Consider the following 18751-nt stretch of genomic DNA (forward strand, 5'->3'; position numbering starts at 1 on the left):
ACCTTCCGGTAAGGGGAGGGTTTATGCTCAAAAGATCGCCTGCTGGAAATAAGGAAATGAACATGCAACGTCGTGATTTTTTAAAATATTCCGCTGTGCTGGGGGCTGCCAGCGCATTACCTCTCTGGAGCCGCGCGGTTTTAGCGGCCGACAGGCCTGCCTTACCCATTCCTGACTTACTGACCGCTGACGCCCGCAGCCGTATCCAGCTTGTGGTTCAGGCCGGTAAAACGACGTTCGGCGAGCACAACGCCACGACGTGGGGCTATAACGGCAATTTGCTCGGTCCGGCGCTTCAGCTACGTAAAGGGAAAGCGGTGACGGTGGATATCCACAACACGCTCGTCGAAGAGACGACGCTGCACTGGCACGGGCTGGAAGTGCCGGGCGAGGTGGACGGCGGGCCGCAGGGCATCATCAAAGCGGGCGGTACGCGCAGCGTCACCTTTACGCCCGATCAGCGCGCGGCGACCTGCTGGTTCCATCCGCATCAGCATGGCAAAACGGGCCATCAGGTGGCGATGGGGCTGGCGGGGCTGGTGCTGATTGAAGACGACGAAAGCCGCCTGCTGCGCCTGCCGAAACAGTGGGGCATCGACGATGTACCGGTGATTGTGCAGGACAAGAAATTCAACGCTGACGGGCAAATTGACTATCAGCTGGACGTGATGAGCGCGGCGGTAGGCTGGTTTGGCGACACGCTGCTGACCAACGGCGCCATTTACCCTCAGCATGCCGCGCCGAAAGGCTGGCTGCGCCTGCGCCTGCTCAACGGCTGTAACGCGCGCTCGCTGAATTTCGCCGCCAGCGATAAACGCCCGCTGTATGTGGTAGCCAGCGACGGCGGCCTGCTGCCGGAGCCGGTGAAGGTGAGCGAGCTGCCGATGCTCATGGGCGAACGCTTTGAGGTGCTGGTGGATATCAGCGACGGTAAGCCGTTTGACCTCGTGACGCTGCCGGTGAGCCAGATGGGGATGGCGGTCGCACCGTTTGATAATCCGCATCCGGTGCTGCGTATTCAGCCGCTGCTGGTGGCCGCATCCGGCACGCTGCCTGATACGTTAACCACCCTGCCAGCCCTCCCGTCGCTGGAGGGGCTTACGCAGCGCAAGCTGCAGCTCTCAATGAACCCGATGCTCGATATGATGGGCATGCAGGCGCTGATGGCGAAATATGGCGATAAGGCGATGGCGGGGATGCAGCACGGCCAGATGATGGGCCACATGAATATGGACCACGGCAAAATGGGCGGCATGGGGAATATGAATCACGGCGACCATGGCTTTGATTTCCACAACGCCAACATGATCAACGGCAAAGCGTTCGACATGAACACGCCGATGTTTGCAGCGACAAAAGGTCAGCTCGAGCGCTGGGTGATTTCAGGCGAAGGGGACATGATGCTGCATCCGTTCCATATCCACGGCACTCAGTTCCGTATTCTTACAGAGAACGGCAAAGCGCCGGATGCGCATCGCGCGGGCTGGAAAGATACGGTGAGAGTGGAGGGCGGCGTCAGCGAGGTGCTGGTGAAGTTTGACCATGAGGCGCCGAAAGAGTTTGCCTATATGGCGCACTGCCACCTGCTGGAGCATGAAGATACGGGGATGATGCTGGGGTTCACGGTATAAAATGCCGGGTGGTCGCAGGTGCGGCCTGATGCCCTCACCCTGACCCTCTCCCACAGGGAGAGGGAACAAACACAAAAACGGCAACCGAAGTTGCCGTTTTGCTTTTATTTGCCTTCGTCAGGCAACGCATACGCGACGATATAGTCGCCCATCTTCGTGCCAAACGAACCGTGACCACCCGCTGAGATGACAACGTACTGCTTGCCATTCACTTCATAGGTCATCGGCGTGGCCTGTCCACCCGCCGGCAGACGGCCCTGCCACAGTTTTTCACCGTTGGTCATGTTGTACGCGCGCAGGTAGTTATCTGCGGTTGCCGCGATGAACAGCACGTTACCGGCGGTGGAGATTGGGCCACCCAGCATTGGCATACCCATATTGAACGGCACCGGAACCGGCATCGGGAACGGCATGCTGTCCTGTGGCGTACCAATACGTTTTTTCCATACGATCTGGTTAGTCTTCAGATCCAGACCGGAGATATAACCCCAGGCAGGCTGTTTACACGGCAGACCAAACGGCGACAGGAACGGGTTCAGCGTTACGCCAAACGGCACGCCGTACTGCGGCTGAATGCCGGCTTCGGTACCGCTGCCTTTCGCGTCTTTCGGCTGCTCCATTGGGTTGCCCGGACCGCGTGGGATCAAGCGGGAAACGAACGGCAGCGCCATCGGGTTGGCAATCGCCACCTGACGGTTAGGGTCAACGGAGATCCCGCCCCACTCGAACATCCCCAGGTTACCCGGGAAGACCAGCGTGCCCTGCTCAGACGGCGGCGTGAAGATGCCTTCATAGCGCAGCTGGTGGAACATCACGCGGCACACCAGCTGGTCAAACATGGTGGCGCCCCACATGTCCGCACCGCTGAGGTCTTTCTTCGGACGGAAGCTCAGGTCAGAGAACGGCTGGGTTTTGCTGACGTAATCGCCTTTCGCCGCGCCCTGCGGAACCGGTTTTTCCGGTGCTGGCACAACCAGCTTACCGTTGCTGCGATCCAGCACGAAGATGTTGCCCGTCTTGGCCGGCGCGTAAATCACCGGAACGGTTTTGCCATCAACGGTAATGTCCGCCAGCGTCGGCTGGGACGGCATATCCATATCCCACAGATCGTGGTGAACGGTCTGGTAGCTCCACGCCAGCTTGCCGGTGGTCGCGTTCAGCGCCACGATAGCGCTCGCATAACGCTCCTGCTCCGGCGTGCGGTTACCGCCCCAGATATCTGGCGTGGTCACACCCATTGGCAGATAGACCAGGTCCAGCTTCGCGTCATACGCCGCTGGCGCCCAGGAGTTTGGCGAGTTAAAGGTAAAGGTGTGCTCGTCCGACGGGATCGCGTTGGGATCTTTCGCGCCCGGGTCGAAGGCCCACAGCAGTTTACCGGTGTTCACGTCGAAACCACGGATTACGCCGGAGGTTTCACGCGTGGAGAAGTTATCCGTTACCGAACCGGCAATCACGATAGTTTTATCGGTGATGATTGGCGGTGAGGTTGGCTCATACAGACCCGGCGTGGTGTCCGGCATGTTGGTCTGCAGGTTCAGGATCCCTTTGTTGGCAAAGGTTTCACACAGCTTGCCCGTTTCGGCATTGATGGCGAACAGACGGCCATCGTTCACCGGCAGCATGATGCGGCGAGGACAGTCGGCAATGACTTCCGGGCTCGCATTATCGGCACGCGCTTCGTGGTAAGAGACGCCGCGGCAGGTGACGTGCTGGAAGGACGGGTTGGAATTCAGCTGCGGATCGAAGTGCCATTTCTCTTTACCGGTGGCCGCGTCGAGCGCGAACAGACGCTGGTGCGCCGTACACAGGTAGAGCATATTGCCGACTTTAATCGGCGTGACTTCGTTGGTCAGCTCGCCCGGATCGTTCGGCATCTTCAGGTCGCCGGTACGGAATACCCAGGCTTCCTTCAGGTTTTTAACGTTGTCCGCGTTGATCTGCTTCAGCGGGGAGTAACGTTGACCTTCCTGGTTACGACCATACGCTGGCCAGTCGCCGTCAGCGACCTGCGAGATAGCCGCAGCAGGCGTGGATTCTGCGTTCAGCGTACCGTTGATCTCCTGCGGGTCATTAAAGCCGGCCCAGGTCAGAATGCCGCCGGTAATCAGCAGGGCAACAACCAGGCCCGCCACCGCACCGCTGGACGGCACAATCAGGCGACGCCAGACGAACGGCAGGATCAGCCAGATACCGAAGAAGACCAGGATGTCGCTGCGCGGCGTCAGTGCCCAGAAGTCAAAACCAACTTCCCAGACGCCCCAGATCATGGTGGCAAGGAGGAGGGCGGCATACAGCCACAGTGCAGATTGTTTTCTACGCAACAGCAGGACGGTTACGCCAACCATAACCAGACCCGCAATCGGGTAGTACCAGGAGCCGCCTAAAGCGACCAGCCAGACGCCACCGATTAACAGATACAGCGCGCAGAAGGCTGCGAATGCGGCTGTTAATGTCACCAGTAGACGCGGCTGTTTAGAGTTTGTTTCAGCCATAGAAAGTGTACTCGTCAGTTTTTGTTAATAATTTGCTAGCAACTAATTATAGGTATTAACAAGTGTGATCGGAATCACAATATTTGCTTTTTATAACTCATACGCCAGGCTTATCCATTTGCTGATATAATGGCTGGCTTGCGTATCAGTGCTGGATATTAACTCATCCGTATTGAGAGATTTTCACTAAAATCATTTGGTTAGTAATATGAAACATACTGTTGAAGTGATGATCCCGGAAGCCGAGATCAAAGCGCGTATCGCCGAACTGGGTCGTCAAATCACCGAACATTACAAGGACAGCGGCAGCGAAATGGTGCTGGTCGGTCTGTTGCGCGGTTCTTTCATGTTCATGGCAGACCTGTGCCGTGAGGTGCATGTGCCCCATGAGGTCGATTTTATGACCGCCTCCAGCTACGGCAGCGGCATGTCCACTACCCGTGATGTGAAAATCCTGAAAGATCTGGATGAAGATATTCGTGGCAAAGATGTGTTGATCGTTGAGGACATTATCGACTCCGGCAACACGCTGTCAAAAGTGCGCGAGATCCTGAGCCTGCGCGAGCCAAAATCTCTGGCGATTTGTACGCTGCTGGATAAACCTGACCGTCGTGAAGTGCAGGTGCCGGTAGAGTTCGTGGGCTTCTCGATTCCTGACGAATTCGTCGTCGGTTACGGCATTGACTACGCGCAGCGCTATCGTCATCTGCCGTATGTGGGGAAAGTGGTACTGCTGGACGAGTAATCGAGGGCTGATGCCCTCACCCCGGCCCTCTCCCACAGGGAGAGGGAGAAAATCCCCGGCTTTATTTATGATTTACATGCTTAAGCTGAAGGTTGGCAATCCCCGAACGGTAACGCTGCTCCAGCGTTTCGCGGTTGGTGGCGGTCACTTCCAGATTGCGCAGCAGGCCATCGTGAATCCCGTACGCCCAGCCGTGGATAGAGACCTTCTGCCCGCGTTTCCACGCTGATTGCATGATCGTTGAGTGGCCCAGGTTATACACCTGCTCCATCACGTTGAGTTCGCAAAGGGTATCCATACGACGCTCCTGCGGCATTTCGCCCAGCAGTGAGCTATGTTTGAACCAGATATCGCGGATGTGCAGTAGCCAGTTATCAATGAGCCCCAGTTCCGTGTTTTCAACCGCCGCCTGCACGCCGCCGCAGCCATAATGGCCGCAAATGATGATGTGCTCGACTTGCAGAACGTCCACGGCATACTGAACAACAGAAAGACAGTTGAGATCGGTGTGAATCACGAGATTGGCGACATTGCGGTGAACAAACAGTTCGCCGGGTTCAAGGCCGGTCAGGCGCTCCGCCGGTACGCGGCTGTCGGAACATCCAATCCAGAGAAAGCGTGGGTTCTGAGCCTGCGCGAGTTTTCCAAAAAATCCGGGGTCTTCCTCCACCAGCATTTTTGACCATAGTGCATTGTTGCTGATGAGTGTATCTATGTTGTTCATGGAGGTTAGCGACCTGTAACCGAGTTATTGCGTTGCGCTACTATAGGGTAACCCGACTTTTAATGAAACCACACAACGTGTGTAAGAACTGAAGGTAAGTTAATTTCATGGCAATTGCACTGGAGCTTGAGCAGCTTAAAAAAACCTATTCGGGTGGCGTTCAGGCGCTACGCGGAATAGATCTGAAAGTAGAGGCCGGCGATTTTTACGCGCTTCTGGGGCCGAACGGGGCCGGGAAATCGACCACCATTGGGATTATCAGCTCGCTGGTCAATAAAACGTCCGGCCGGGTGAGCGTCTTTGGGTACGACCTGCAAAAAGACGTGGTGAACGCCAAGCGCCAGCTGGGGCTGGTTCCGCAGGAGTTCAACTTCAACCCGTTCGAGACGGTGCAGCAAATTGTCGTTAACCAGGCGGGCTATTACGGCGTTGAGCGTAAAGAGGCCCTCGAGCGTAGCGAAAAATACCTTAAGCAGCTCGATCTGTGGGAAAAGCGTAACGAACGCGCGCGCATGTTGTCCGGCGGGATGAAGCGCCGCCTGATGATCGCCCGTGCGCTGATGCACGAGCCAAAGCTGCTGATCCTCGATGAACCGACAGCGGGTGTTGATATCGAACTTCGTCGTTCCATGTGGGGCTTCCTGAAAGATCTCAACGACAAAGGCACCACCATTATTCTGACCACCCACTATCTGGAAGAGGCTGAAATGCTGTGCCGCAATATCGGCATCATTCAGAACGGCGAGCTGGTGGAGAACACCTCGATGAAGAATCTGCTCTCCAAGCTGAAATCCGAAACCTTCATTCTCGATCTGGCGGCGAAAAGCGCGCTGCCAAAACTTGAAGGTTACAACTATCGTCTGGTGGATACCTCGACGCTGGAAGTGGAAGTGCTGCGCGAGCAGGGGATTAACAGCGTGTTCTCACAGCTGAGCGCGCAGGGGATTCAGGTTTTAAGTATGCGTAACAAAGCGAACCGACTGGAAGAGCTGTTTGTCTCTCTGGTACATGACAAACAAGGAGACAAGGCATGACGCATCTTTACTGGGTCGCGCTGAAAAGTATCTGGGCGAAAGAGATCAACCGCTTTATGCGTATCTGGGTGCAAACCCTGGTGCCGCCGGTTATCACGATGACGCTCTATTTCATCATCTTCGGTAACCTGATTGGCTCCCGGATTGGTGAGATGCACGGCTTTACCTATATGCAGTTTATCGTGCCGGGCCTGATCATGATGGCGGTGATCACCAATGCCTACGCCAACGTGGCGTCGTCGTTTTTCAGCGCCAAGTTCCAGCGCAATATTGAAGAGCTGCTGGTCGCGCCGGTGCCGACGCACGTTATTATCGCGGGCTATGTCGGCGGCGGCGTGGCGCGCGGGCTGTGCGTGGGGATCCTGGTCACGGCGATTTCGCTGTTCTTCGTGCCGTTCCAGGTCCACTCGTGGCTGTTTGTCGCGCTGACGCTGCTTCTGACGGCGATCCTCTTCTCGCTGGCCGGTCTGCTGAACGCCGTGTTCGCCAAAACGTTTGACGACATCAGCCTGATCCCGACCTTCGTGCTGACGCCGCTGACCTATCTCGGCGGGGTGTTCTACTCCCTGACGCTGCTGCCACCGTTCTGGCAGGCGCTGTCGCACCTGAACCCGATTGTCTACATGATCAGCGGGTTCCGCTTTGGCTTCCTCGGCATCACCGATGTGCCGCTGTTTACCACGGTGGCGGTACTGGTGGTGTTCATCATCGCCTTCTACCTGCTCTGCTGGTCGCTGATCCAGCGCGGACGCGGGCTGCGCAGCTAATCTTTTGCCCGGCGACGCTCTGTTTGCCGGGCACTTTCTTTGACAGTTATCACCGTAAGCTAACCTTCACTCCGCTAAACTACTTGCCTGCTAAGGAGGGAGTTATGCTGGGATGGGTTATCACCTGCCACGATGAACAGGCGCAGGAAATGCTGGATAAGCTTGAAGCCAGATTTGGCCCGCTGGTGCAATGCCGGGCGGTAAACTACTGGCGCGGGTTGAGCACCAATATGCTGAGCCGCATGATGTGCGATGCCCTGCATGAAACGGACACCGGGGATGGCGTGATTTTTCTTACCGATAAATCGGGCGCGGCGCCTTACCGCGCAGCCGCGTTGCTGAGTCATAAGCACGCGTGCTGTGAAGTGATCTCGGGTATTAACTTCTCCCTGCTGGCGTTAATGTATCCGCAGCGTGGATCCTTAAGCAGCGCAGAGTTTCGCCAGGCCATCGTGGCGCAGGGCGTTCCGGGCGTCAGCAGCTTGTGGCATCAGCAGCAAAAAAATCCTCCCTTCGTCCTGCTCCACGATTTGTATAAGAATTAAACGTGGGTATTGATGTCTCATTTGTTACAATAGCGGCAGTTTTCCGCACCGATTAAGACACCATGCTACCGCGCATTCTTTTCTTGCTATTGATGCTCATTTCCGGCGTCAGCTCAGCCAGTTTACTCAGTCAGCACACGCTGCCTGCCCAGTACATGCAAACCACCGAAGACGCGGCGATCTGGGCGCAGGTGGGGAACAGCGTGATCAACGTCGGTAACGTGCGCGCCGGGCAGATCCTGGCCGTTGTGCCCGCGGCGGCGGACTACTACGAATTTCGCTTCGGTTTTGGCACGGGGTTTATCGACAAGGGCCACCTGGAGCAGGTTCAGGGGAAACAGCGCGTCGAGGACAGCCTCGGGGATCTCAATAAGCCCCTGAGCAATCAGAACCTCATTACCTGGAAAGACACGCCGGTGTATAACGCGCCGTCGAGCGGCAGCGCGCCTTTCGGCACGTTAAGCGCCAATCTGCGCTACCCCATACTGAATAAACTGAAAGACCGTCTGAATCAGACCTGGTTCCAAATCCGCATCGGCAATCGTCTGGCGTGGATCAGCAGCTTGGACGCGCAGGAAGATAACGGCCTTCCGGTTCTGACCTACCATCATATTTTGCGTGATGAAGAAAACACGCGCTTTCGACATACGTCCACAACGACAAGCGTACGTGCGTTCAACAACCAGATGGCCTGGCTACGCGATCAGGGCTATACCACCCTGACGATGTATCAGCTTGAAGGGTACGTGCGTAACAAAATGAACCTGCCTGCAAAATCGGTGGTGATTACCTTTGACGATGGCCTGAAATCCGTCAGCCGCTATGCCTATCCTGTGCTGAAAGAGTACGGCTTCAAGGCAACCGCGTTTATTATCTCTTCCCGCATAAAAGGCCATCCGCAGAAGTGGGATCCAAAATCGCTGCAGTTTATGAGCGTGCAGGAGATTAAGGGGATTCAGGATGTGTTCGATATTCAGTCCCACACCCACTTCCTGCACCGCGTGGATGGGTATAAGCACCCGATTTTACTGAGCCGCAGCTATCACGTGATTTTGTTTGATTTTGAACGCTCGCGTCGCGCGCTGGCGCAGTTTAATCCACGCGTGCTCTATCTTTCCTATCCGTTTGGCGGCTACGACAATAAAGCGATAAAGGCGGCGAATGATGCCGGTTTCCATCTGGCGGTGACGACGGTGAAAGGGAAGGTGAAGCCGGGGGATAATCCGTTCTTACTGAAACGCCTGTACATCTTAAGAACGGATTCGCTGGAGACCATGTCGCGGCTGATCAGCAATCAGCCGCAGGGATAGTGCTTATGCAACCTGAACCGGAATCGCCTTCGCGGTACGTTTCATGTCGTTGTCGCCTTCAAAGTATGCAACTTTCGGCTGCCAGCGGCGCGCTTCTTCATCAGACATCATCACGAAGCTGGCGATAATCACAATATCGCCCACGTCCGCGCAGTGCGCTGCCGCGCCGTTAACGGAGATGATTTTAGACCCGCGCTCGGCGGCGATGGCGTAGGTGGAGAAACGTTTGCCGTTGTTAACGTTCCAGATATCAATCGCTTCGTTTTCAAGGATGCCCGCAGCATCAAGGAAATCCTGGTCGATGGCGCAGGAGCCTTCATAGTGCAGGTCGGCCTGGGTGACTTTCACACGGTGAAGCTTACCTTGCAGCATTTTGCGAATCATTACGTTTACCTTTCATCTTCCGGGTAGAGAAACCTACGCCAGTTCAACCACTTTGTTGTCGATTAGGCGGGCCTGACCGAGCCATGCCGCCACCAGAATGACCGCACGTTTGCTGGTCTGTGTAAGCTCCAGAAGCGTGTCGGCATCGCGAATTTGAATATCATCAGCGCGGAAGCCTTTATCGTTCAGCGCCTGTTCAGCCAGAGCAATAATCTCTTCGGCCGTTAACTCTTTCGCCAGCAGCTGTTCTGCCATGGTGTTCATGACCTTGCTTAAGCCCGGCGCGATTTTACGCTGGTCCGCGGTCAGGTAGCCATTTCGCGAGCTGAGCGCCAGACCGTCTTTCGCGCGTACAATCGGTACGCCGACAATCTCGATATCGTAGCCCATATCCGCAACCATCTTGCGGATCAGCGCCAGCTGCTGGAAATCTTTCTCACCGAAGCAGGCAACGTCCGGCTGCACCAGGTTGAACAGCTTGCTGACGATGGTCGATACGCCGCGGAAATGACCCGGGCGGCTTGCGCCTTCCAGCATGGTGGAAATGCCCGGTACGTCAACGTAGGTGGCCTCATCGGTACCCTGAGGATAGACATCCGCCGGTGCCGGAGAGAAGACAATATCCGCATGGCGTTTTTTGAGCTTCTCGCAATCTTCCTGCAGGGTGCGCGGATAGCGTGCCAGATCGTCGGCGCGGTCAAACTGCATTGGGTTAACGAAGATACTGACCACCACGATATCTGCACGGGCTCTTGCTTCGTCAACCAGCTTCATATGGCCGTCATGCAGGTTGCCCATGGTCGGGACCAGTGCGATACGTTTACCTTCCTGACGCGCGCGACGGATATGCTGGCGCAGCAGCGGCAGGGTTTCAATGATTAGCACAACGAGACTCCTTAATGGAAACTGTGTTCTTCACCCGGGTAAACACCGGATTCAACGTCGGCAATATACTGCCTGACCGCAGCGCGCATGTCGCCCGCTTCGGTGAGGAAATTTTTGGCAAACTTCGGAATATGCCCGCCGGTGATGCCAAAGGCGTCGTGCATCACCAGGATCTGACCGTCGGTCACGTTGCCTGCGCCAATACCAATCACCGGAATCGACAGGGCTTCAGTAATACGCTTCGCCAGCTCAACCGGCACGCACTCCAGCACCAGCAGCTGGGCGCCTGCGGCTTCCAGCGCCAGGGCATCATCAAACAGCGTCTGGGCGGCGTCACCGCGGCCCTGCACTTTATATCCACCAAAGATGTTGACGGACTGCGGCGTCAAGCCCAAATGGCCGCACACCGGCACGGCGCGCTCGGTGAGCATCTTCACCGTATCCACCAGCCAGGCACCGCCTTCAATTTTGACCATGTTAGCGCCAGCACGCATGACCGCTGCCGCGTTTTCGAATGCCTGCTCCGGCGTGGCATAGGCCATAAACGGCAGATCGGAGAGCAGCAGGCAGGCTGGAGCCCCGCGGCGCACCGCACGGGTGTGGTAAGCGATATCCTCAACCGTGACCGGCAGGGTGGAATCATGTCCTTGTACCGTCATCCCTAACGAATCTCCGACCAGCATGACGTTGATACCCTCTTCGGCAAAGAGTTTGGCGAAGCTGTAGTCATACGCGGTGATGGTGGCGAAGCGTTTTTTTTCCTGTTTGCATTTCTGCAGTAAGGAGATGGTGGTTGGTTTCATACTGTTTCCTGATAGCCCAAAAGCGAATCTTTGCGCATTCTAACAGTAACATTCGGGGGAACAATGATTTTAGGTAACCGATTAGCCACAATTATTTTGAGGCTAATCGGCAGGGGAACCGGATCACCAGCGGGCGGGTCTTTCCGCGTTGAGGTTGTCCAGAATGGTCCGGAGTGGGATGCCATCCGGGAAGATGAGATCGGGTGCGACTTCAAACAGCGGCCAGAGCATAAACCCGCGGTTTTTCATGTCGTAATGCGGAACGGTGAGACGTTCAGTGTTAATGGTTTCGTGACCAAACAGCATAATGTCGAGGTCCAGCGTGCGCGGTCCCCAGCGCTCGGCTTTGCGTACGCGGCCCTGCTGCAGTTCGATGCGCTGGGTGTTATCCAGCAGCGTTTCGGCATCAAGGGCAGTTTCCAGCACCACGGCGGCATTGAGATAATCAGGCTGATCCTGCGGGCCCAGCGGCGGCGTGCGGTAGAAAGAGGAGACCGCCACGAGCTTGCTTTGCGGGATCTCCCCCAGCGCCTGTACGGCAGCGTTCACCTGCTCCAGCGGAGAGGCTAAATTGCTGCCGATGGCGATATACGCGAGGGTCATGCTGTCCCTTCACGACGCGGCGCGCGTTTGCGCGGACGACGATGGCGGCGACGCGGTTCCGGCTCTTCATCCAGCCCGGTGAGCATATCTTTTTGCTCCGGCGGTGCGGAAACCTGGAATTCGGCCCACCACTGCGCCAGGCGCTGCAGCTCCTGGTTGCGTTCAATTTCAGCACGCAGCGACAGCAGATCGAAGGCGGCGCGGAATTTTGGATGCTCCATCAGCTTCCAGGCGCGTTTGCCCTGACGACGGGACATGCGCAGCTGAAGCTGCCAGATATCGCGCACCAGCGTGGTAATGCGTTTTGGAATAGCGAGCGTACGGCACCCTTCGTCCAGCACGTCGTTTGCGGCCAGCGCGAAGGCGTCATAATAGGCAAGCCCGCTCTCCTGGGTAATTCGCTGGGCCGTTTCCAGCAGCGGATACCAGAACATCGCCGCAAACAGGAACGCCGGATTGACGCGCATGTCGTTGCGAATACGGGTATCGGTATTTTTCAGCACCTGCGCAATCATCCGCTCCATTGGGCTGTCACCGCTTTCGGTGAAGTAGCGGGTAATGGTCGGAAACAGGGGCTGGAACAGGTTGTATTCGCGCAGCAGGTTGTAGGTTTCAAAGCCGTGGCCAGCCTGCAGCAGCTTCAGCGCCTCTTCAAACAGGCGGGCAGGCGGCACGTCGTTAATCAGCGTCGCCAGGCGCGGAATCGGCTCTGCCGTTTCCGGGCTGATGCGCATATTGAGCTTGGCGGCGAAACGCACGGCGCGCAGCATACGCACGGGATCTTCGCGATAGCGCGTTTCCGGCGTGCCAATCAGACGGATCAGACCTTCTTTCAGGTCCTGCATGCCGCCGACGTAATCACGCACGGTGAAATCCGCCACGCTGTAATAAAGGCTGTTGATGGTGAAGTCGCGACGCTGGGCATCTTCTTCGATAGAGCCGAAGATATTGTCGCGCAGCAGCATGCCGTTCTGGCCGCGCTGTGACGTGGTGCGATCGGATGCGCCCGCTTCGTGGTGGCCGCGGAAGGTCGCCACTTCGATAATTTCCGGCCCAAACATCACGTGAGCCAGACGGAAACGGCGGCCAACGAGACGGCAGTTGCGGAATAATTTGCGCACCTGTTCAGGCGTGGCGCTGGTCGTCACGTCGAAATCTTTTGGTTTTTTGCCCAGCAGTAAATCACGTACTCCACCGCCCACGAGATAGGCCTCGTAGCCCGCTTTATTCAGACGATAGAGCACCTTGAGGGCATTTTCACTGATATCTTTGCGGGAAATAGTGTGCTGCTCACGCGGAATAACCGACATGTGTGGCTGTGCAATAGCATCGTTCGCCATGCTCTCTTCGCGGCTTAGCACTTTACGGCAAAAATTAGCGACTCGGGTAAAAATGGTACACCTCGTAGTGTGTTTTGTTATGAAAAAAGCGGCTAATCATAGCTCAGCGCAACGCATTTGAGAATGCTGGATTTTTGGCACTGCCGCGAGCGTCCAGTTGGCAACGGCCATTTTCAGCAGTTCGTCAATACGCAGATCCTGCCATTCGTTGGTTACATTCTGGTTGAGAAATCGCAGCGCGTCGATCAAAACAGGACGCGGATCGCCGTCTGGCAGGGCCGGGGCGTGGTTCTGCTTTGACAATTTAAAGCCCTGCGCATTGACCGCCAGCGGCAGATGAATGTAGTCCGGGGCCGTCCAGCCAAACTGGTGATACAGCGATATTTGTCGCACGGTCGGCTCGACCAGATCCGCCCCGCGCACAATTTCCGTCACGCCCTGAAAACGATCGTCGACGACCACCGCCAGGTTATAGGCGAAAAGGCCGTCACGGCGGTGAATAATAAAATCCTCACGCGCCAGACGTTCATCGGCATGAATCTCACCGGAGAGGAGATCGTTAAAGTGCGTCACCGGGGAGCGCTGCTTTATACGTACGGCGGCATTTTCCGGGGGAAGATTAAGCGTGCGGCAGTGGCCGTCATAGACGCCACCCACGCTCTGGATACGCGCGCGGGTGCAGGTGCAGTTATAGGCAAGCCCCCGATCGCGAAGCCAGGCCAGACGTTCCCGATAGGCATCGTGACGTTTTGACTGCCAGAGCACCTCGTCATCCCAGTGAAGACCGTAATGTTCCAGCTGACGCAGAATAGTGTCTGCAGCACCGGGAACTTCACGCGGGGGGTCAATATCTTCAATGCGTACGAGCCATTTTCCCAGGCGGGCGCGAGCCTGCAGGTAGCTGCCGAGCGCGGCAATCAATGAGCCGAAGTGTAATTCACCGGAAGGAGATGGCGCGAAGCGCCCAATATAGTGTGATTCAGACATATTAACAGTAACAAGGCGGGAGAGACTCCCGCCTTTGGAGTGTGTAAACAGCGCTGGTATTAACCGGCCATCTGTTTTTCGCGGATTTCGGCCAGCGTTTTACAGTCGATGCACAGATCGGCGGTTGGACGCGCTTCCAGGCGACGAATACCGATTTCAACACCGCAGGATTCGCAGTAGCCAAAATCTTCGTCTTCGACTTTTTTCAGCGTTTTCTCGATCTTTTTGATCAGTTTGCGTTCGCGGTCACGGTTACGCAGTTCGAGGCTGAACTCTTCTTCCTGAGCGGCACGGTCTACCGGATCCGGGAAGTTGGCAGCTTCATCCTGCATATGAGTAACGGTGCGATCGACTTCATCCCTGAGTTGATTACGCCATGCTTCAAGAATACGCTTGAAGTGCGACAGCTGGGCTTCGTTCATATACTCTTCGCCCGGCTTCTCTTGATACGGCTCCACCCCAGCGATGGCGAGAATACTCAGGGACGATGTTTTACGGTTTTGCCCTTCTTGCATGTTGCTTCTCCTTAACACGCACTATCGATCCCCGTGTTGGGGGAAAAATCAGGTCGCTATAAATAGCAGATGCTTTTCCGTAAGGCAATTATCTAAACGTAACACTTGACAAGCCTGTGAGGAAAAGCGTATTTGCGCACGCGGCCAGAACACTTATTCGACAATCGTCTAATCCCTTACAAGACAATGGGAAGAGAGGATCTCAGAGTCATATTATCGGCAGAAAGTTCCGCTTTATAAGCGAAAACCTCTACCCCCTGCTTTTGTGCCTCATGCAACAATTGCGCGTATTTAGGATCAATATGGCGGGCAGGGGAGAAACGTTCAATGGCTGAATGCAACACCGCAAACAGCAATACGGCGCGTTTGCCCGCCGCCGCAACACTCATTAGCTCTCGCAGATGCTTCTGGCCACGCAGCGTTACCGCATCCGGGAAGTAGCCATTTTCCTGTTCCGCTAACGTCACTGATTTTACTTCAATATAGCACTCGGGCCTGTCTTCCGCCTGTAACATGAAGTCAATTCTGCTGCCTTCATCGCCATATTTCACTTCACTTTTATGCGTGCCATATCCCACCAGTTCGGGAATGGCGCCAAGGGTCAGCGCTTCCTTAACCAGCTGATTTGCGCGCTGGGTATTAACGCAAATAAATGCCCCGTTTTGGGTTTCGGTCACTTCCCAGGTATGGGCATATTTGCGTTTACTATTTTCTGAAGTGGAATACCAGACCCTGTCACCCGGCGTCGCACACCCCGTCATGGCGCCGGTATTGGGGCAGTGCAGGGTGAGCTGAACCCCTTCGGGGGTGATCACGTCGGCGAGGAAGCGTTTGTATCGCTGGATAAGCGTAGCGTGCTGCAGGGGAGGACTAAACTTCATCAGAATTCCTTTCAGTATTGCCCAGCGTCCAGCGCTGTAGCGGCGTATAGCGGGTGCGTCCCTGTGCAAAGACGGATTCGTAAAGCGCGAATGCGTTGACCGGAAAGGCCCAGTGAAAACCCGGCGGCGGGATGGCAACGGCCTGACCGGCATCGCGCAGCAGCGTGATATGTGGATGAAACGGCTGTGGGCTCTGATAACAGCCGCTGCGCGCCGCCTGGGCGCGCAGCATATTCGCCAGCTGCAATAATCCGCGCGGCGGCTGGCGCGTTCCCAGCCAGACCACGCGCGAACGCGGCCACTGACCCGCGTCGTCGAGATGCAGCGTAAATTCCGGCTGGGCAATACGCCCGGCCATTGCGGCTAACGCCCGCTGTTTTTCGGCACTAACGTCGCCCAAAAAGGCCAGCGTCATGTGCAGGTTGGCCGCCGCGACAGGGCGGCCCGCTTCCGGCGAAAAGCAATCGGCGCGCCAGCGAACAATTTGACGCTGTATGGTGGTGGGCAATTCAATGGCAAAAAACAGCCGTTTCGACTCAGGCATACGGAGGACTCGGTAATGATATGCGCCGATGCTACAATGTACGCCGACTAATGTTAACCCTCTGGAGCTGTTAGTGTCCTCATTGCCGGTCGCCGTCATTCTTCCTGAGCTTCTCGCTGCCTTACTCCATGCCCCGCAGGTTTTGCTGAATGCCCCTACGGGCGCGGGCAAATCCACCTGGCTGCCGCTGCAGATTCTGAAAGACGGAAATATCCGCGAGAAAATTATCCTGCTGGAGCCGCGCAGGCTGGCCGCGCGCAACGTGGCGCAGCGTCTGGCGGAGCTGCTGAATGAAAAACCGGGCGAAACGGTAGGTTACAGGATGCGTGCCGAGACCAGCGTTGGCCCGACCACGCGTCTTGAAGTTGTCACCGAGGGTATTCTCACCCGCATGCTGCAAAACGATCCGGAGCTGAACGGCGTCGGGCTGGTGATCCTCGATGAATTCCACGAGCGCAGCCTGCAGGCGGATCTGGCCCTCGCGCTGTTGCTGGACGTGCAGCAGGGGCTACGCGACGATCTCCGGCTGCTTATTATGTCGGCCACGCTGGATAACGAGCGGCTACGACAGGCATTACCCGATGCGCCGGTCATCAGCTCGGAAGGGCGGGCGTTTCCGGTTGAACGCCGCTATCAGCCGCTTCCCTCCCACCAGCGTTTTGACGAGGCCGTCGCCATTGCCACCGCTGAGCTGCTGCGCCAGGAAGCCGGTTCCCTGCTGCTGTTTTTACCCGGCGTGGGCGAAATTCAGCGCGTGCAGGAGCAGCTTTCTACCCGCGTAGGCGCCGACGTGCTGCTTTGCCCGCTCTACGGCGCGTTGTCGCTACAGGATCAGCGTAAAGCGATCCTTCCCGCGCCGGCGGGGCAGCGCAAGGTGGTGCTGGCAACCAACATTGCTGAAACCAGTTTGACCATTGAAGGGATTCGCCTGGTGGTGGATAGCGCGCAGGAGAGAGTGGCAAGCTTTGACCCGCGTACCGGGCTGACTAAACTCCTGACGCAGCGCATCAGCCAGGCGTCGATGGTGCAGCGCGCGGGCCGTGCGGGGCGTCTTGAGCCGGGCATCTGCCTGCATTTGACCAGCGCGGAGCAGGCTGAACGCGCTGCACAGCAAAGCACGCCGGAAATTTTACAAAGCGATTTGTCTGGTCTGGTGATGGACCTGCTCCAGTGGGGCTGTCCGAACCCTGAGCAGCTCACCTGGCTTAATCCTCCTCCTGTCGTAAACCTCACCGCTGCGCGCACGTTGCTGACGCAGCTTGGCGCGCTGGAAGGCGAGCGTCTGACGGCGCGCGGCCAGAAAATGGCGGCGCTGGGCAACGATCCGCGTCTGGCCGCGATGCTGGTGGCCGCGCAAGGGGAAGATGAAATTGCCACGGCGGCAAAACTGGCGGCTATTCTTGAGGAGCCGCCTCGCGGTGGCAGCAGCGATCTGGGGCAGGCGTTTTCGCGCAGCCAGGGGAACTGGCAGCAGCGGGCGCAGCAGCTGGGCAAACGCCTGAATAGCCGGGGAGGTGCGCCTGACAGCGATAAGATTGCCTTCCTGCTGGCCCAGGCTTTCCCTGACAGGATTGCGCGTCGGCGCGGGCTGGACGGTCGCTACCAGCTGGCAAACGGCATGGGGGCGATGCTGGACAGCGATGATGCGCTGACGCGTCATGAATGGCTGATCGCCCCGCTTTTGCTGCAGGGCAGCCATTCTCCGGATGCGCGTATCCTGCAGGCGATAGCCGTAGAGATTGACGCTCTGACGCATGCCTGTCCGCAGCTGCTTCAGCAATCTGATACCGTGGAATGGGATGACGCCCAGGGCACGCTGAAGGCCTTTCGTCGCAGCCAGATTGGCAAGTTGACGCTTGGGACGAAGCCGCTGGCGAAGCCGTCGGAAGACGAGTTTCATCAGGCGGTGCTGAACGGTATTCGGGAAAAAGGGCTGAGCGCCCTGAACTGGACGCCGGAAGCGGAGCAGTACCGCATTCGTCTGCACTGCGCCGCGAAGTGGCTACCGGAATACGGTTGGCCTGCGGTGGATGACGAGACGCTGCTCGCTACGCTTGAGCGCTGGCTACTGCCGCAAATGAGCGGCGTACACTCTCTGCGAGCCCTTAAGGCGCTTGATGTTAAGACCGCGTTACAGAATTTACTGGACTGGTCATTACGTCAACGTCTGGATAGTGAACTGCCAGGGCATTACACTGTGCCGACCGGAAGCCGGATTGCCATCCGTTATCATGAGGATAATCCGCCGGCGCTGGCGGTTCGGATGCAGGAGATGTTTGGTGAAGCCACCACGCCGTCCATTGCGGAAGGGCGTGTGCCGTTAGTGCTTGAACTGCTGTCGCCTGCGCATCGTCCATTACAAATCACCCGAGATTTGGGAGCGTTCTGGGCGGGAAGCTACCGTGAAGTGCAGAAAGAGATGAAGGGGCGATATCCCAAACATGTCTGGCCGGACGATCCGGCGAATACGGCGCCGACGCGGCGAACGAAGAAATATTCGTAGGTTAGGTGAAAGAGGGAGTGCGGCCTGATGCCCTCACCCCGGCCCTCTCCCACGG

18 protein-coding genes are annotated in these 18751 nt (G+C 56.9%); 7 read left to right on the plus strand and 11 right to left on the minus strand.

Going from position 1 to position 18751, the window contains the following annotated elements; translation table 11 throughout:
* Window positions 1–62: 62 nt before the first annotated feature.
* Window positions 63–1631 carry a multicopper oxidase CueO gene (cueO, locus tag QMN93_RS09050; RefSeq protein WP_193138850.1) on the plus strand — a complete coding sequence of 523 codons (1569 nt, stop codon included), beginning with the start codon at window positions 63–65 and terminating at the stop codon, window positions 1629–1631.
* Between the two features lie 104 nt (window positions 1632–1735).
* On the opposite strand, the gene QMN93_RS09055 is transcribed toward cueO, so the two are convergent.
* Window positions 1736–4126 carry a glucose/quinate/shikimate family membrane-bound PQQ-dependent dehydrogenase gene (locus QMN93_RS09055; protein ID WP_033144652.1) on the minus strand — a complete coding sequence of 797 codons (2391 nt, stop codon included), beginning with the start codon at window positions 4124–4126 and terminating at the stop codon, window positions 1736–1738.
* Window positions 4127–4334: 208 nt separating this feature from the next.
* Here QMN93_RS09055 and hpt point away from each other — a divergent pair, with 208 nt between their 5' ends.
* Window positions 4335–4871, plus strand: coding sequence for a hypoxanthine phosphoribosyltransferase (hpt, locus tag QMN93_RS09060; protein WP_008501948.1), 537 nt, complete (start codon window positions 4335–4337; stop codon window positions 4869–4871).
* A 61-nt stretch (window positions 4872–4932) separates the two neighbouring features.
* Here hpt and can read toward each other — a convergent pair whose 3' ends face one another.
* Entirely contained in the window at window positions 4933–5595 is a 663-nt protein-coding gene (gene can / locus QMN93_RS09065) for a carbonate dehydratase (protein WP_008501947.1), read from the minus strand.
* 107 nt (window positions 5596–5702) lie between these two features.
* Here can and QMN93_RS09070 point away from each other — a divergent pair, with 107 nt between their 5' ends.
* The 4 genes from QMN93_RS09070 to QMN93_RS09085 all read left to right on the plus strand — a co-directional run bounded on the left by QMN93_RS09070 (window position 5703) and on the right by QMN93_RS09085 (window position 9251).
* Window positions 5703–6629 carry an ABC transporter ATP-binding protein gene (locus QMN93_RS09070; RefSeq protein WP_193138851.1) on the plus strand — a complete coding sequence of 309 codons (927 nt, stop codon included), beginning with the start codon at window positions 5703–5705 and terminating at the stop codon, window positions 6627–6629.
* Window positions 6626–7396 carry an ABC transporter permease gene (locus tag QMN93_RS09075; RefSeq protein ID WP_023310428.1) on the plus strand — a complete coding sequence of 257 codons (771 nt, stop codon included), beginning with the start codon at window positions 6626–6628 and terminating at the stop codon, window positions 7394–7396. Before QMN93_RS09070 ends, QMN93_RS09075 begins: the two co-directional genes overlap by 4 nt.
* 104 nt (window positions 7397–7500) lie before the next feature.
* Window positions 7501–7941, plus strand: a complete 441-nt coding sequence (locus QMN93_RS09080; RefSeq protein ID WP_033144654.1) for a PTS sugar transporter subunit IIA — start codon at window positions 7501–7503, stop codon at window positions 7939–7941.
* Window positions 7942–8003: 62 nt separating this feature from the next.
* Complete coding sequence (locus QMN93_RS09085; RefSeq protein WP_063439745.1) at window positions 8004–9251, plus strand: polysaccharide deacetylase family protein; 1248 nt, start codon at window positions 8004–8006, stop codon at window positions 9249–9251.
* A gap of 3 nt (window positions 9252–9254) precedes the next feature.
* On the opposite strand, the gene panD is transcribed toward QMN93_RS09085, so the two are convergent.
* The 9 genes from panD to thpR form a co-directional block, all read right to left on the minus strand.
* Window positions 9255–9635 (minus strand): aspartate 1-decarboxylase, encoded by a 381-nt coding sequence (panD, locus tag QMN93_RS09090; RefSeq protein ID WP_006810068.1) that lies wholly within the window; start codon window positions 9633–9635, stop codon window positions 9255–9257.
* Window positions 9636–9668: 33 nt separating this feature from the next.
* Window positions 9669–10520, minus strand: a complete 852-nt coding sequence (gene panC, locus QMN93_RS09095) for a pantoate--beta-alanine ligase (protein WP_023310431.1) — start codon at window positions 10518–10520, stop codon at window positions 9669–9671.
* Between the two features lie 11 nt (window positions 10521–10531).
* Window positions 10532–11323: a 3-methyl-2-oxobutanoate hydroxymethyltransferase gene (gene panB / locus QMN93_RS09100; RefSeq protein ID WP_014882600.1), complete on the minus strand. Its 792-nt coding sequence runs from the start codon at window positions 11321–11323 to the stop codon at window positions 10532–10534.
* A 123-nt stretch (window positions 11324–11446) separates the two neighbouring features.
* Window positions 11447–11926 (minus strand): 2-amino-4-hydroxy-6-hydroxymethyldihydropteridine diphosphokinase, encoded by a 480-nt coding sequence (folK, locus tag QMN93_RS09105; RefSeq protein ID WP_069303672.1) that lies wholly within the window; start codon window positions 11924–11926, stop codon window positions 11447–11449.
* Entirely contained in the window at window positions 11923–13320 is a 1398-nt protein-coding gene (gene pcnB, locus QMN93_RS09110) for a polynucleotide adenylyltransferase PcnB (protein ID WP_072162357.1), read from the minus strand. The genes folK and pcnB overlap by 4 nt, the downstream gene beginning before the upstream one ends.
* Before the next feature lie 42 nt (window positions 13321–13362).
* The gene (gluQRS, locus tag QMN93_RS09115; RefSeq protein ID WP_182383052.1) at window positions 13363–14253 is read right to left on the minus strand and encodes a tRNA glutamyl-Q(34) synthetase GluQRS; all 891 of its coding nucleotides are present in this window, start codon (window positions 14251–14253) and stop codon (window positions 13363–13365) included.
* Window positions 14254–14312: 59 nt separating this feature from the next.
* Window positions 14313–14768, minus strand: coding sequence for an RNA polymerase-binding protein DksA (gene dksA / locus QMN93_RS09120; RefSeq protein WP_001155232.1), 456 nt, complete (start codon window positions 14766–14768; stop codon window positions 14313–14315).
* 176 nt (window positions 14769–14944) lie between these two features.
* Window positions 14945–15649, minus strand: coding sequence for a DNA/RNA nuclease SfsA (gene sfsA, locus QMN93_RS09125; RefSeq protein WP_033144658.1), 705 nt, complete (start codon window positions 15647–15649; stop codon window positions 14945–14947).
* A complete protein-coding gene (gene thpR, locus QMN93_RS09130) occupies window positions 15639–16193 on the minus strand; it encodes an RNA 2',3'-cyclic phosphodiesterase (RefSeq protein ID WP_069303673.1) in 555 nt (184 codons plus the stop codon). Before thpR ends, sfsA begins: the two co-directional genes overlap by 11 nt.
* 73 nt (window positions 16194–16266) lie before the next feature.
* Between thpR and hrpB the strand changes: the two genes are divergently transcribed.
* Complete coding sequence (hrpB, locus tag QMN93_RS09135; protein WP_193138852.1) at window positions 16267–18696, plus strand: ATP-dependent helicase HrpB; 2430 nt, start codon at window positions 16267–16269, stop codon at window positions 18694–18696.
* The last annotated feature ends 55 nt before the right edge of the window (window positions 18697–18751 follow it).

This window comes from Enterobacter sp. R-1.6.2 (assembly GCF_035064085.1).
GTDB classification, from domain to species: Bacteria; Pseudomonadota; Gammaproteobacteria; order Enterobacterales; family Enterobacteriaceae; genus Enterobacter; species Enterobacter asburiae_B.

Coding starts and splice junctions, on each gene's coding strand:
- folK (WP_069303672.1), bottom strand. CDS start 11,926: ATGACCCTCGCGTATATCGCCATCGGCAGCAATTTAGCCTCTCCGCTG.
- hpt (WP_008501948.1), top strand. CDS start 4,335: ATGAAACATACTGTTGAAGTGATGATCCCGGAAGCCGAGATCAAAGCG.
- QMN93_RS09080 (WP_033144654.1), top strand. CDS start 7,501: ATGCTGGGATGGGTTATCACCTGCCACGATGAACAGGCGCAGGAAATG.
- sfsA (WP_033144658.1), bottom strand. CDS start 15,649: ATGAAGTTTAGTCCTCCCCTGCAGCACGCTACGCTTATCCAGCGATAC.
- QMN93_RS09070 (WP_193138851.1), top strand. CDS start 5,703: ATGGCAATTGCACTGGAGCTTGAGCAGCTTAAAAAAACCTATTCGGGT.
- dksA (WP_001155232.1), bottom strand. CDS start 14,768: ATGCAAGAAGGGCAAAACCGTAAAACATCGTCCCTGAGTATTCTCGCC.
- QMN93_RS09075 (WP_023310428.1), top strand. CDS start 6,626: ATGACGCATCTTTACTGGGTCGCGCTGAAAAGTATCTGGGCGAAAGAG.
- panB (WP_014882600.1), bottom strand. CDS start 11,323: ATGAAACCAACCACCATCTCCTTACTGCAGAAATGCAAACAGGAAAAA.
- thpR (WP_069303673.1), bottom strand. CDS start 16,193: ATGCCTGAGTCGAAACGGCTGTTTTTTGCCATTGAATTGCCCACCACC.
- cueO (WP_193138850.1), top strand. CDS start 63: ATGCAACGTCGTGATTTTTTAAAATATTCCGCTGTGCTGGGGGCTGCC.
- panD (WP_006810068.1), bottom strand. CDS start 9,635: ATGATTCGCAAAATGCTGCAAGGTAAGCTTCACCGTGTGAAAGTCACC.
- can (WP_008501947.1), bottom strand. CDS start 5,595: ATGAACAACATAGATACACTCATCAGCAACAATGCACTATGGTCAAAA.
- gluQRS (WP_182383052.1), bottom strand. CDS start 14,253: ATGTCTGAATCACACTATATTGGGCGCTTCGCGCCATCTCCTTCCGGT.
- QMN93_RS09085 (WP_063439745.1), top strand. CDS start 8,004: ATGCTACCGCGCATTCTTTTCTTGCTATTGATGCTCATTTCCGGCGTC.
- QMN93_RS09055 (WP_033144652.1), bottom strand. CDS start 4,126: ATGGCTGAAACAAACTCTAAACAGCCGCGTCTACTGGTGACATTAACA.